The 13958-nt window shown below is 44.3% G+C and carries 14 protein-coding genes; 7 read left to right on the top strand and 7 right to left on the bottom strand.

The window, feature by feature from the left end; genetic code table 11:
* Positions 1 to 227: 227 nt before the first annotated feature.
* From FHW89_RS15835 to FHW89_RS15845, 3 genes are all read right to left on the bottom strand, one after another.
* Entirely contained in the window at positions 228 to 755 is a 528-nt protein-coding gene (locus tag FHW89_RS15835) for a DUF2062 domain-containing protein (RefSeq protein ID WP_172336032.1), read from the bottom strand.
* Positions 756 to 1219: 464 nt separating this feature from the next.
* Complete coding sequence (gene recO, locus FHW89_RS15840) at positions 1220 to 1945, bottom strand: DNA repair protein RecO (protein WP_172336033.1); 726 nt, start codon at positions 1943 to 1945, stop codon at positions 1220 to 1222.
* A 1-nt stretch (position 1946) separates the two neighbouring features.
* The gene (locus FHW89_RS15845; RefSeq protein WP_172336034.1) at positions 1947 to 2303 is read right to left on the bottom strand and encodes a diacylglycerol kinase family protein; all 357 of its coding nucleotides are present in this window, start codon (positions 2301 to 2303) and stop codon (positions 1947 to 1949) included.
* Between the two features lie 559 nt (positions 2304 to 2862).
* Here FHW89_RS15845 and FHW89_RS15850 point away from each other — a divergent pair.
* The 3 genes from FHW89_RS15850 (at position 2863) to FHW89_RS15860 (ending at position 5791) form a co-directional block, all read left to right on the top strand.
* Positions 2863 to 3906, top strand: coding sequence for an aldehyde reductase (locus FHW89_RS15850; RefSeq protein WP_172336035.1), 1044 nt, complete (start codon positions 2863 to 2865; stop codon positions 3904 to 3906).
* Positions 3907 to 4316: 410 nt separating this feature from the next.
* Positions 4317 to 4994, top strand: a complete 678-nt coding sequence (locus FHW89_RS15855) for an NAD(P)H-binding protein (protein ID WP_172336036.1) — start codon at positions 4317 to 4319, stop codon at positions 4992 to 4994.
* Positions 4982 to 5791 (top strand): AraC family transcriptional regulator, encoded by an 810-nt coding sequence (locus FHW89_RS15860; RefSeq protein ID WP_172336037.1) that lies wholly within the window; start codon positions 4982 to 4984, stop codon positions 5789 to 5791. The genes FHW89_RS15855 and FHW89_RS15860 overlap by 13 nt, the downstream gene beginning before the upstream one ends.
* 494 nt (positions 5792 to 6285) lie before the next feature.
* Here FHW89_RS15860 and FHW89_RS15865 read toward each other — a convergent pair whose 3' ends face one another.
* Positions 6286 to 6972: a LytTR family DNA-binding domain-containing protein gene (locus FHW89_RS15865; RefSeq protein WP_172336038.1), complete on the bottom strand. Its 687-nt coding sequence runs from the start codon at positions 6970 to 6972 to the stop codon at positions 6286 to 6288.
* Positions 6973 to 6985: 13 nt separating this feature from the next.
* The gene (locus FHW89_RS15870; protein WP_216650587.1) at positions 6986 to 8428 is read right to left on the bottom strand and encodes a sensor histidine kinase; all 1443 of its coding nucleotides are present in this window, start codon (positions 8426 to 8428) and stop codon (positions 6986 to 6988) included.
* Positions 8429 to 8625: 197 nt separating this feature from the next.
* On the opposite strand from FHW89_RS15870, the gene FHW89_RS15875 reads away from it, so the two are divergent.
* The 4 genes from FHW89_RS15875 to FHW89_RS15890 all read left to right on the top strand — a co-directional run bounded on the left by FHW89_RS15875 (position 8626) and on the right by FHW89_RS15890 (position 13441).
* The gene (locus FHW89_RS15875) at positions 8626 to 9174 is read left to right on the top strand and encodes a TetR/AcrR family transcriptional regulator (protein WP_172336039.1); all 549 of its coding nucleotides are present in this window, start codon (positions 8626 to 8628) and stop codon (positions 9172 to 9174) included.
* Between the two features lie 38 nt (positions 9175 to 9212).
* The gene (locus tag FHW89_RS15880; RefSeq protein WP_216650588.1) at positions 9213 to 10061 is read left to right on the top strand and encodes a sialate O-acetylesterase; all 849 of its coding nucleotides are present in this window, start codon (positions 9213 to 9215) and stop codon (positions 10059 to 10061) included.
* Between the two features lie 140 nt (positions 10062 to 10201).
* Entirely contained in the window at positions 10202 to 12538 is a 2337-nt protein-coding gene (locus FHW89_RS15885; RefSeq protein WP_172336040.1) for an RND family transporter, read from the top strand.
* 126 nt (positions 12539 to 12664) lie between these two features.
* On the top strand, positions 12665 to 13441 hold the full coding sequence (locus tag FHW89_RS15890; protein WP_172336041.1) for an SDR family oxidoreductase: 777 nt from the start codon (positions 12665 to 12667) through the stop codon (positions 13439 to 13441).
* Here the strand turns inward: FHW89_RS15890 and FHW89_RS15895 are convergent.
* Together FHW89_RS15895 and FHW89_RS15900 are read right to left on the bottom strand one after the other, a co-directional pair.
* The gene (locus FHW89_RS15895; protein ID WP_172336042.1) at positions 13438 to 13638 is read right to left on the bottom strand and encodes a hypothetical protein; all 201 of its coding nucleotides are present in this window, start codon (positions 13636 to 13638) and stop codon (positions 13438 to 13440) included. The genes FHW89_RS15890 and FHW89_RS15895 overlap by 4 nt on opposite strands.
* Positions 13639 to 13698: 60 nt before the next feature.
* Positions 13699 to 13902 carry a hypothetical protein gene (locus tag FHW89_RS15900; protein WP_166092591.1) on the bottom strand — a complete coding sequence of 68 codons (204 nt, stop codon included), beginning with the start codon at positions 13900 to 13902 and terminating at the stop codon, positions 13699 to 13701.
* Positions 13903 to 13958 lie beyond the last annotated feature (56 nt).

Consider the following 13958-nt stretch of genomic DNA (forward strand, 5'->3'; position numbering starts at 1 on the left):
AAGTTTTAACTGTTTTTATTTACGATAACGTTTTCGTTAAAAATCATTTGTTGTATGTTGCTGATAAGTGTGAAATGCACAGATAAAGAAATAGTTAGCCTGTTTCTTTCAGGTAAACAACTCTTTTGAAACCACTGAATTAAAAGGTTTTATCAGTTTTGACAATGTATAAAGATATCATTGTTAATGATATATGAATAAATAGCATAATGGTGTGTATTATTAGCTCAGGCAGCTATAGCAGTTTTTTTACCCATCAGCTTAAGTAAAGCTAAGGTTATTAAACTTGCTGTTACACCAGCCACTATAGCCAACGATATACTGCCGTATAGGTACTGTTCCAGATGTAGGCTGATGGACTTTAATGAAATATTTCCGCTGAAAGGGATGTCAGTGTTTTTTTCGCCCATCCAGTAGCCGCCAGCTTTATAACTTAAAAATATGACGACTGGTATCAGGGGGGCAAAGCTAATATGCGCGGCTAGAAGAACAAGCGCCTTATTCAGCTTTAATAATATAGCCAATGAAAATGCCACGATCAACTGAAAGCCCCATATAGGCACTATCCCCATAAATACACCAAAACCAATTGACAGAGCCTTAAGTTGCGCCGATTGGTCTGGGTTAAACAAATGGTTTTTTATAAACTGTTTGCCTCGTTCTTTACTGAAAAGAGATCTGAAAAAATATCCGGGATTAACACATACAGCTTTAAGCTTCTGAATACCTGATTTTATTTTTTCTGAACTATTCATAGTGTTTGATCCATATGCGGCAACCGCCCTGGTCAGGGGTTTGAGACGGTTATTTTATAACATATTGCAAATTTACCCTTGGCAACATTAACAGATTTTTAAATTTTGAATAAGTAACCGCTTATGTTACGATAGCGGCAAAGGTAAATATCTTTACGATATGTTAACGAGCGCACTTTTATTCGCTGATATCTGCACTGCGTGTCTGGTTCATTTTTATGGATAGGTTATAGCTATAGTGCACATTATAAGCGCAATGTGTGTTAATTTTTTATTAAAAAATTAGTCTACTAATTCCATAGTGCATATATTTGTTATAATTGTTATTATCGATCTAACCAATTAGTTCTTTATGGTAAATAATGAGGTCAGTCAACAAAAAAGAGGCAGCCTTGGGCTTTCTCTTTTTTTATTTCGGGCCACCTTATATTTTACTATTGCAGCATAAAGCCCCGATTTAATTTTCAGGACAACACTTCTTCCAGCACATCGGCAGAACGGATATTGCCGAAACCCTCTATATGTAACGCGTAATATTCTAATAACTTTTGGATCAGGTAACGACGCTCATCATTACTCCATTTTAACTGCTGCATATTTTCGAAGCTGCACTGCAAAAGCTGGTGAAAATTTTGTGTATGTGGGGGCGACAGATATAGAAGGCTATCAGGCTTATAGTTGCTGAATGTGCCGTTTTTCATATCAAAATAATCAGCCTGACCTGCCTGGGATCTATCCGGGTAAAAACCCAGGTAACGGGTAAGCTGAACCAAAAACAGCAGGTGAAAATTAGCCACACTCCCTGTTTGATGATCAAGCCACTCAATGGCGCTAAATACAAAATCAAACAAACTTTCATCGGGCGATTGCTGCTTTACAGCTTTGTATAGCACTTCGTTCAAAAAAATAGCGATGCAGCTTTTGATCACATCATAAGGGATGCTTTGCAACACAGGCGAATTTTTAAGCTCTGAAATGCGCTGTACGCTACCGGAGTTTTTATGATAAACAACCAGGTCAAGCAGGTGCAGGGGCTGCAGCATATTGCGGCCTATTTTGGCCTTGGGTTTTTTGGCGCCGTTAATGATGTATGATTGCAAACCAAACTTTTCGGTAAATAGTTGTACAATAACACTGGTATCGCCATAGTCGGTTGCTTTAAATACAATGCCCCGGGTTTTATGCAGCATATTATACCAGTAAAATAAGTTTGGGTATAAAAATTATACAGCCTGTAACCAGCGCAAACACGGCAGCTATAACCACAGCGCCGGCGCTAACATCCTTTACATGCCCGGCTTTGATATTGTATGTAGGCGAAACCAGGTCGGTGAGGGTTTCGATGGCTGTATTGACGAGCTCGGTAACCAGTACCAGGGTTATACTGATAGCTATCCATTGCCACTCGGCGGTGGATAGGTGCAGCGCTATGCCCAGGCCAATAGCCACCACGGTAGCCCCCAGGTGTATCCGGAAATTGGGCTGGGTACTGGTGGCGTATTGCAATCCCTTAAAGGCAAAACCAAAACTGCGTATCAGTCTTCTCATATACAAAAATACATTGTTATCGGCACTTATGAATTTGGTAGCCTAAAAACTTTTTAAACCCTGAATTTTAACAAATTTTTAGTCAAAAACAGGGTGAAAAAGCGCTGCTTTTATCCACTTTAACTAAATTTTAACGCCACTTTAACACTTTTTAACAAATTTTTGATGGGTTTTGAAAAGTTTAAAAAGTATTAAATTTTTGATTGTCAAATGACTAAATTAAAAACAGCCTGTTTTTTTGCTTTTTATTCTTTAACACAACGGCCCGGTTCTCCTTTTTACAGAAAACCGGGCCGTTGTATATATACAAATATACCAATAATTATTGAATGACTGAGTTACTGATTTAGTGAATTTTTTTACCAAGGGTATAGCTTCTTCAAAATATACACATGTCATATGAGCGCCTGCCGTAAGTACTAATGTTGGAGTAACAATAATCAAGTAACTTCTACCCGTCAGGATTTGACTGGGCCTTTAAACAAAGCAAATCAGGTCTTTTAAACAAAACGCTGCTTTGTTATTACATCGAACTTTGTTGCATCAAATTATTAATCAGATGACAACAATTTCAAATAATGAAAAAACAGTGCTTGTAACCGGCGGTTCGGGCTTTATAGCAGTGCATTGTATACTGCAACTGCTCAATGCAGGTTTCCGGGTAAAAACTACCGTTCGGTCGTTGACGCGTGAACCCGAAGTACGGGCCATGCTGAAAGAAGGCGGCGTGGATGCGGGCGATCGCTTATCATTTATAACCGCGGAGCTAGGCTCCGATGCCAATTGGAACGAAGCTGTAGCCGACTGTATCTACGTGATACACGTTGCTTCGCCAACACCTTTAAATGAATATAAACACGAGGATGAAATGATCATCCCGGCCCGTGAAGGCGTGCTACGCGTTTTGCGTGCCGCGCGTGATGCCGGGGTTAAGCGTGTGGTACTTACATCGGCTATTGGCGCGGTGGTTTACGGTCACAAACCTCAAACGGCGCCATATACCGAACAAGACTGGACGGTGATTACCGGAAACACACCTGCCTACCAAAAATCAAAAACACTGGCGGAACGCGCAGCCTGGGAGTTTATCGAAAAAGAAGGCGGCACGCTGGAGCTTTCGGTGGTGAACCCTGTTGGTGTTTTGGGGCCAGTGCTGGGTACAGATTATTCACATTCCATCCATTTTTTGCAGAACCTGATGGAAGGGAAAATGGCGGGGAATCCAAAGGTCAATTCTTCCTATGTGGATGTGCGCGATGTGGCCGATCTGCATTTGCGGGCCATGATCGATCCGGCAGCCAAAGGGCAGCGCTTTATTGCCACCGCGGGCGAAAGTATCTGGATGGTGGAAGTGGCCAAAATACTCAAACAAAATATAGGCGCATTGGCAGAAAAGGTGAGCGTTAAAGAACTACCGAATACCCTGGTACGTATGGCGGCGTTGAAAAACCCGATGGCCAAAGCCATCATCCCTTTTTTGGGCGTGGTGATGAACACGACCAATCAAAAAGCGGTAAGTATGCTGGGCTGGTCGCCCCGATCAACTGAAGAGGCTATAGTGGCTACTGCCGAAAGCCTCATTCGTTTGGGTATCGTGAAGTAAATATTGCTTTTAATTTTGTCCACGCAGGGTCTCTTTGAGAGAGCCCTGCGTTTGGAGTTGTGCCGGGAAGAAACTCAGGGGCTCCTTTCAGGAGATCCTAAGGGGGACGGAAAAGGGGCTGTCACCCTGAGCCATTGAAGGGAGCTCGGCACAACACCCATCAAAAGAGGCAGGGCTTTGTGCGATTCCTTCCCTCGGGAAGGGGAGGAAGGGGTTTATGGAACAGGATAATCATCGCGCGCAGAAACCCCTCCCCGCCATTACACCAGCCCAACGCCCCCCTCCCGTGGGGAGGGAATTAAAAAACTTTGCTTTTATCATAAAAATCAGCATGACACCCTGGTTCGATAACATAAAACTTAAATTAGTATAAACGCGATTACAATCCACTCAAAACAAATAAACGCATAATGAAAATCGTCATTACGGGAGCTACGGGTTTTTTAGGCCAGGAAGTACTAAAACAACTACTGGCTGATGCAGCTGTTACCGAAGTGGTTTCGCTGGTTCGCCGGCCGGCCGGTATCACCAACCCTAAGTTGAAAGAGCTGGTGCTGAATGATTTTTTGGATTATACCGCGATAGCGGCCGATATGGAGGCCGATGCCTGTATCTGGTGCCTGGGTGTGCCGCAGGGGCAGGTTACGAAAGAAGAATATATCCGGATCACCTATGATTATGCCATGCAGGCAGCCGGGCAGATGCTGGCGTTAAACCCGCGGTTGCGCTTCTGCTTTGTAAGTGGCGCTTCGGCCAGCCAGGAAGAGAAAGGCATTTCTTTGCAGGGGCGCATCAAGGGGCGCACCGAAAGGGAACTGGCCAAGCTGAGCAACAATGTTTTCCTGTTCAGGCCGGCATTTATCAAACCTGGGGACAAACATACCCCAAGACCGCTCATACCAACCATCGCCAGGTATGTTACCAACTTGCTTGATCTATTTTCAGAAGCTTTCAGCATTAAGGTGACAACCCTGGCCGCCTGCCTGATCGACGTAGCGAAAAATGGGGGCGACAACCGGTTAATGAACAATATCGCTATTCGTCATTATCAGGATAAATTCGATAATTTTAATATATGGAACCATTAACGCCTACCATTGTACCGGAGATATTTATATCCTGCAAAAAAGAAGCGCATTACAGCCGTGAACTGGTGCTGCCGCAGCCCGCGCTGGTAAGGGTAATGTCTGGCGAGGTAAGGATTGCCGGTGCCGACAGGCATTTCAGTTTTTTTGCAGGCGATACGGTGCTGTTTCCCCGAAATCAACTGGGGCGGATGAGCAAGTTACCCCTGAACGGCGAACCCTGTATTGCCGTATCTATCGTTTTCAGGCAGGAAATCTTAAGTCAATATTACACGGCTCATCCTATCGATCCGCAGCCGCATCAAGCCATCGGCCTGATACAGCTGGCCGATCACCCTTTGCTTGAAAGTTTGTTCAATTCGCTCACGCCTTATTTTAAACTGGCTGATGCCTTGCCCGCTGATCTGGCTGCTTTTAAAATGGAGGAAGCCATAAGGGTACTACGCGCCATTGATAAAAATGTAGATCAGTTGCTGGGCCAGCTTGATGAGCCGGGAAAGATAGACCTTGCGGACTTTATGGAACGGAATTATATGTTTAACCTCACCGCTGCCAAATTTGGCTACTTAACAGGCAGAAGTTTGACCACGTTTAAGCGCGATTTTAAAAAAACGTTTAACAATACCCCAGAGAAGTGGCTCACTAAAAAACGCCTGGAACTGGCACATTACCTGATATCCGAACAAAAAAGAAAACCATCTGATGTTTATTTCGATGTAGGTTTTGAAAACCTGTCGCACTTTTCCTTCGCGTTTAAAAAGCAGTTTGGCTATAACCCTACGGCTGCTTTCGCCGCGTAGTGAGGCGTGTTTGTTATGTCTTGTTTCCAGCAATTATAGTTTGTGTATGAATATCTTTGACATGTCATTTCGAACGAGGTACGAGGAGAAATCTTCTTCGATCTGCTATTTTAGCTTGCTTGGCGTAGAAGATTTCTCCTCACCCTTGTGTACAATTCCCATCTCGGTTCGTTCGAAATGACACCTTTTTTAACCCTACTAATATTTATACCTAATGCTACCACAAGCGCCCCGCTTGTGGGCATATGCAATGAATATTTAGTCTTGTCCTGTGAACCACAAGCGGGACGCTCGCGGTAGCGATGGGGTTTTGTAAGCCCCATCGGGGTTAAAGCTTTGTAGAAATGAATTTGATTTCAAAACCAGTGCCGTAGGTACTGCACCCAGGTTGCATACCTACGGCATGCTAAATATTTATTGTTTATTTGCTACAAAGCTTTTACTCTTACGGAGTATTACTTAATTTAATGCTAATGCACTTGCGGTAGCATTATTCAACCCAGTTCCTGTAAACATTGGGCATAGGTGGCGCCGATGGGGATGCTGTGGCTACCTATCTGTACCTGTGTACGGTCGAACTTATTTACCTTACTGCGTGCTACAATATAAGCGCGGTGGGTACGGATAAACTTTTTGGGCGGTAGCAGCATCAGCATATCGCTTATGGTTACCCGGGTACTTAAAGAGCGATCGCCCTCCAGGTGGATGCGGGTGTAATTGCCCGCGGCTTCAATAAACAATATCTCGTTCAGCTCCACTTTAATTTGCTCGTAGCCATCTTTTATAAATATGGAGCTTGCCACTTTAGCAGTATCGGGTCTGTTGCGTAAAGTATATAGCTCATGGGCCTTGTTACAAGCTTTTAAAAAACGAGGTAACGAAAATGGTTTTAACAGGTAATCCACGGCATCCAGCTCAAAGCTTTTTACGGCATGTTCTGAATAGGCTGTGGTGAAGATGACCAGGGGCGGATTGCTGATGCTGTTCAAAAAATCAAGACCACTGATGTCGGGCATTTTGATATCCAGGAACATCAGGTCGATTTTGTTTTGCCGCAGATAATCCAGGGCCTCAAAAGCATTGGTAAATATGGCTTTCAACTCCACAAAAGGCACTTTGGAGGCGTGTGCCTGCACAATGTTCAGCGCAATGGGTTCATCGTCGATGGCAATGGCTATCATTCTTTAAATGTAATTAATTATCCAGTTGCAAGGTAAGATGAACAAAAAACTCCGTTGCGTTTTGGCGAATAACCAGCTCGTGCCTGTCGGGATACAGGAGTGCCAGGCGCTGTTTTACGTTGTCGAGCCCGATGCCGCTTTGGCCCTTTTCCGGGTCGTTATCCGGCTTGATATGGATACTGTTATGTACATCAAAATAAAGGGTATTGCCGCTGGTATTAAGCGTTACTTTAATATGCGATGGATTGATCAAACTGATGCCATGCTTAAAGGCATTCTCCACAAAGGGGATCAGCAGCATGGGCGTTATGGTCAAATCGGATGTAATGTCTTCTATCTGTGTTTCGATAACGATAGCCGGCGAGGTTGAGGTACGCAGCTTTTGCAGCAGGATATAGTTTTTCAGATAATCGGTATCGCGGGATAAAGCGATCTTGTCCTGGATGTTCTCCTGCAGCATGAAACGCATCATATCGCCCAGTTTCTGGATGCCCTCGCCTGTGCGTTCGGCATTTTCCTGCAGGGCGGTGCCGTAAAGGGTGTTCAGGGCGTTGAATAAAAAGTGAGGATTTATCTGCGATTTTAAAAAGTTAAGACTGGCATCTGATTTACCCAATTCCGTTTTCAGGGTTTTGATCTCTTCGTCTTTTTTGGCATTGCGCCTTTTAAAAATGCTCCATGAAAACGGGGCTACGAGTATAAGCTGTGCAAAGAAATTGCTGATCACAATGACGGCTATCTGTTCTTCGTCGGTATTGGCCTCGATGGAAAACACGTGTGATGTTGGGCCTAACAGACGGTTACCCCCTTTAAAACAAAGGCCCAGTATCCACAACGCTATACATGACAGCAGTGTTAAGCCCATCATGCGGCCATAGTAACGCGCATAGCTCCTTTTGGGTAAAAATGTGGCGGGCAGCAGCCGGTGTACCGAGTATAAATAAACAGTGATCATGGCTGGTACGGTAAAGGCGATAAAAAATTTAACTCCTTCGGGCGATCCCAAATAAAGGGCGGCTACAATGAGCAATATCCAGGATGCGGTGAGCAATGCCGCATCGTAATACAGCACGTTTGCAGTGTTACGGCTATCGCGGTTAAAAAATGTGAGTAGTAGCTTGATAGCCAGCAATACGGCGAAATATAGGTTAATGATGCCCAATGTAATGCAGGCATATATGAAAATTAAAATAAATAAAGTGCCGCCCGGCGAAATATGCGTTTGGTTTTCAAACACAGGCACCATATAAAAACAAATAAAAGCATAACAAATAAATACCATAATATGGTTAAACAACACCGGGGCCAGTATGCCCACAAAATAAGTGTGATGAATATCGTTAAGACGGATCTCATCAATAAGCGATAAGATAAAGGATAAGATGAGGCAGCCGGTAACTATCCAGAATTCAATAAGGGAAGCTCCTTTTAGTTTTATACTTAATTGCTTGTACATGACAGGTTAGATTTTGAATGCTTGGTTTACGGCTACAATAGTACAAAAGCCCGGCGATGTTAAAATTGAAATGTGATAAACCCTTTAAAAAATGTGACGAATAATAGTTCGAGTGGTTTTAACGGCCCTGCATTGATAAGAGGGGTTAAAATAAAAATGTCTCATGTGTGTGACATTTGTCTTATATTTGCGCCAGCATGACAAGTCAGAAAATTATAGACAACGCCATAGCGGTTTTGAATGAGGATTTTTATGCCCCGCTGGATATCATTGCCGGGCAGGCAGGCGTAAACAGAAGAACCCTGCACCGGCATTTTAAAGACAGGGCCGCATTGATAGACGCTTGTTGGGCCGATATGATGCAAACCTGGCATCGGGCGATGCTCGCGGCTTATCATAGCAGTACCGATCCTGTGGTGCAGTTGGAGCAGATGTTATATGCGGGTATTGATTGCGGGGTGAAATACGCGTTTTTGAATACGCTTCAAACAAAATACTTGAACGAGAAAGCGGGAGCCGTTGAAAATGAAGCTTACGAACAGGCAAAAAACAACTGGTTTAGCCTTGTTCCGGAACTGCAGCGTCAAAAGCTGATCAGCGACAGCTTGTCAGTCGCTTGGATCCGCATGCTGTTTGTGAACATGATCAATACTACTATACAAGCATTGCGATCGGGAGATGTTGCTCCGAATGATATTAAAAAATTCGCCTGGTACTCTTTTAGCCGAAGCATAGGTTTGCTATAAGTGCTGTTGGGTATTGGGTTAAGTGATTACAAAGATTAATGATGATACACTCCTTTTTATTAATAGGTCAGTCAAATATAGCCGGGCGTGGTTTTATACAGGAAGTTCCACCAGTTTTTAATGAATCTGTTAAAATGCTGCGCAACGGTCGCTGGCAGATCATGACAGAACCTATCCATAACGACCGCCCCTCGGCAGGCGTTGGTTTGGCGGCATCCTTTGCCGCTGCCTGGCATTTGAATAATCCGGCAGAAGAAATAGGCCTGATCCCCTGTGCCGATGGCGGCACCAGCCTGGACGACTGGGCGGTTGGTGGTGTACTTTTTGACAACGCCCTGGCCCAGGCAAAACTGGCGCAGCGCAGCAGCCGGCTATCGGGTATTTTATGGCACCAGGGCGAAAATGATTGTTCTGCGGATGGCGCCGCAGCATATGCCCAAAAATTTGACCGGATAATTAATGGATTGCGTACTGAATTAAATGTGCCGGATGTTCCTCTGATTGTGGGGGGACTGGGAGATTTTTTAACGGCCGGTTTGTACGGCAGTTATTTTACTGCTTATCCATTAATTAATGAGGCGTTGTTGCAATATGCCCAAACGCGTAACCATTGTTATTTTGTGACCGCAGCGGGCTTAACGGCCAATGAAGATCAGATTCATTTTAACGCGGTATCCCAAAGGATACTGGGTATACGTTATTTTGAAGCATTTAACACGCGGGCGCACATTACAGCACCTTTGCCTTATGAGCATAACCTGGTGCAAACTATTTACAATAGGCCTTTTACCCCGAAAGAAGAGAAATTGTTACTGGAAAACCGCTTTGCATCCGGCAAAATAACATTGCAGGAGTTTCGGGAGCAGCTGGTGCTTATTGCCGGGTAATGTCCATCCATAAGCTAAAATTATCTGTTCCCCCCCGCTATAAATGACGTTGTAGGTTAAGTTTTTGTCACAATGTCAATATCTTGGGCCGGTGGGTAAATCAAATTTCGTAGTTTAGCGGTGCCCTTAAAGTCACTCAAATGTTCTGGAAACATACCGCTTCTTTTATCCTTAAAAACCGTCTCATCGTATTTATCTGCGTTTTAGCACTGAGCGCTTTTATGGGTTTTGAAGCGTCGAAAGTAAAAATAACCTTTAACGGGGGCAAAGTGCTGCCCGTTACCGATTCGGCCTACATCCGCTATAACCAGTTTAAACAAACCTTTGGCCAGGATGCCTCATCGATGGTTTTGGGTATCAAATCGGACAAAATATTTGATAAAAATGTGTTTAACGATTGGTACCAGATAGGTACCCAGCTAAAGCAGATCAAAGGGGTAAAGGCAGTGGTTTCTATCGCCAATGTTTATGATCTGCAAAAGGATACCCTGCAGCACCGCTTTGTGGTAAAGCCACTGGTTACCGGGGTACTGCCCACCGCGCAGGCGGTTGATAGCGTAAAGCAGCATTTGTTAAACCTGCCATTTTACAAAGGTTTAATATGGAGCAACGATGGTCAATCGACCTTAATGGCGATAACGTTTGATGATAAGATCATCAATACGCCATACCGTGTGCCCATCATTAACAAAATGCTTAAACTGGGCCAACAGTTTGAACAAAAGCATAGCATCAAGGTACATTACTCGGGCCTGCCGCTGATCCGTACTGTTGTTGGCGACTTGGTGGCTCATGAGTTTTCCATGTTCCTGGGCTTGTCTATATTGATTACGGCTGTTATCCTGCTTATCTTTTTCCGGTCGTTTTTCCCGGTAATATTCCCGGTGCTTATTGTGGTTCTTGGGGTAGTATGGAGCCTGGGCATCCTGTACATGATGCATTACGAAATGACCATTTTAACCGGCATCATTCCGCCGCTGGTGGTGGTTATCGGCATCCCGAACACTATTTTTATCCTTAATAAATACTACCACGAGTTTGATATATCGGGCAATAAAATGGAGGCATTGGCCATAGCGCTCGAAAAGGCCGGTATTACCACTTTTATAGCTAACATTACTACCGCCATTGGTTTTGGTGTGTTGTGTTTTACCAACAGCGAGTTGCTTACCCAGTTTGGTTTGGTGGCTTCGCTGGGCATATTATCCACATTTGCTTTGAGCCTGATATTGGTGCCTATCGTATTCAGCTATCTACCCGCTCCGAAAGCCAAACAAAACGGTATTAAGGACAGCCAATGGATGAAAGCCTTGCTGGTTAAGCTGGATACCCTGGTGCATCAAAAACGGAAAGCCATTTATATTACCACGCTGGTATTGGTGATTATTTCGGCAGTGGGCATTTATCGTATCAATATCAATGGCTACGTGGTCGACGATCTGCCTCAGCATAACAATACCCTGGAAGACCTTAAATTCTTTGAATCGAACTTTAACGGGGTATTGCCTTTGGAGGTAAGTATTGATACCAAAAGAAAAAACGGAGTGGTGAACCAAACGGTGATCCGCAAAGTAGAAAAACTGGAAAAGCTGATTTCTTCGTACCCGCAGTTCAGTCGTTCTATTTCCCTCATCCAGGTGTTGAAATTTTCTACCCAGGCATTTTATGGCGGCAATGCGGAATACTATCGTTTACCCGATGGTCTGGAGCAGAATTTTATATTGAACTATGCCGCTAATTCGGGCAAAAGCTCATCCGGGGCGCTGAACACTTACCTGGATAAAGATCACCGTATAACCCGGGTAACTTTTGAAATGGTTGATGCCGGTTCAAAAAAAATGAACGTGGTACTGGCCGAACTACAGCCCCGCATCGACTCGATATTTAATCCCAAAAAATTTCATGTGGAGCTTACTGGCTCCAGCATTATTTTCATCAAGGGCACCAATTACCTGCTTACAAATTTGTACGAAAGTTTGGCCTGGGCCATTGTGCTGATAGCCGGGGTAATGTGGATCTTGTTCAGGGGTGTAAAAATGATAGCTATTTCACTGGTGCCTAACCTGGTTCCGCTCATCATCACGGCGGGCATTATGGGCTTTTTCGGTATCCCGCTCAAGCCATCAACCATACTGATATTCAGTATCGCGATGGGTATCTCGTCCGATCAAACTATTTATTTTATCACCCGCTACCGCCATGAGCTGCGCTATACCCGTAAAAGCATATCGCGCATTGTGTCTGATACCATTCGTGAAACCGGGGTGAGTATGATATTTATAGCCACGGTGCTGTTTTTTGGCTTCGGCATATTCGCAGTATCCAAATTTGGCGGAACCGTAGCCCTGGGGGTATTGTTGTCTATCACGTTACTGGTAGCGATGATCAGCAATCTTACGCTGCTGCCCGCTTTTTTACTAAGCCTGGATGGCGGCGTTGACCGTAAAAAAATAAAAGGACCGGATATTGAGGAGTAAGAGCCTCACCCCGGCCCTCTCCATCCCGATAGCTATCGGGAGAGGAGTGTAAATAAACTTTAATCACGCAAATCAGAACCCTCTCTCCCGATAGCTATCGGGATGGGGAGGGCAGGGAGGGGTATTATGGATCTTAAACTCAACAACAAAGTAGCCGTAATATTAGCGGCCAGTAAAGGATTAGGCAAGGCTGTAGCCACAGCTTTATCTGCCGAGGGCGCAAAAGTGATCATTGGCTCGCGAGATGAGGTGGAATTAAATAAAACAGCCGCCGAAATAAATCAACTCACCGGGAACGAGGTGATCGCGATACCAGTTGATGTTTCCAAAGCCGACGAGATAGACGCTTTCGTTAACAAAGCAGGGAACGCTTTTGGACGGATAGATATCTTGCTGAACAATGCCGGTGGACCTCCTTTTGATAAATTCGAGAACTTTGACGACGAGCAATGGCAAAAAGCTTTTGATCTTAACCTGCTAAGTGTTGCACGTTTGAGCAAGCTGGTATTGCCGCACATGCAAAAAACAGGCAGCGGGCGCATCATCAATATTGTTAGTGTTTCGGTAAAAGCCGTGCTGGGTGGTTCGGTACTGTCGACCGCTATGCGGATGGGCGTGGTGGGGATGGCCAAACTCATGGCCGATGAATTTGGTCCGTACAATATTACCGTAAACAATGTGGCTCCGGGATTGATCCTGACCGACAGGATAAAACATACCTTACCCAAAGATGTAGATCCGGAACAAGCCATAAAAGACAGGGCCAAAAGCATACCGCTTGGCCGCATTGGCAAACCCGAGGAGCTGGCAGCGTTGGTTACCTTCCTGGCATCAGAGCAGGCGGCTTATATCACCGGCACAACCATACAGGTAGATGGCGGGGCCAGCAGGAGCATCTTTTAATTCAAGGCCTGCTCGTTTTTAGCTGGCTTGTTTTTTGTAAAAAGCGATATCAGACCAGCTATAAACGTAACAGATGTAAGGCCCATCACAAAGCTGGCCCATTTGTCGGCGGTTGAATGATCTGCACTTTGCAGGCTGATGATTAAAGCTGCAATAAATAATATTCCCGAAATAATGATATATGCTTTAGATCTCATTTGGCGCTTTTTATAAGTATATATAAAGATATAAATTTTAACTGTCTTAAAAATAACAGATCAGGCTCCTTTTTTTGTTTCGCGCAGGTAATCAATAACCAGGGTAATAATACTGATGATGCCGGCTATGGTGAGGCCCAGAGCAGCACCCTGAACAAGGTCTTTCCACCCCGAATGGAATAAAGCAGGGATAGCCATTGATGCCGAAAACAGAATTACGGCAATCAACAACATCAATACTGTACGCCTTACTTTATTTTTCATTCGTCCAAATTAAAAAAATCATTTATAATTTCCGTATTTTTGCAACCTCTAAAAAT

Source organism: Mucilaginibacter sp. SG564, assembly GCF_013149275.1.
Classification (GTDB): domain Bacteria; phylum Bacteroidota; class Bacteroidia; order Sphingobacteriales; family Sphingobacteriaceae; genus Mucilaginibacter.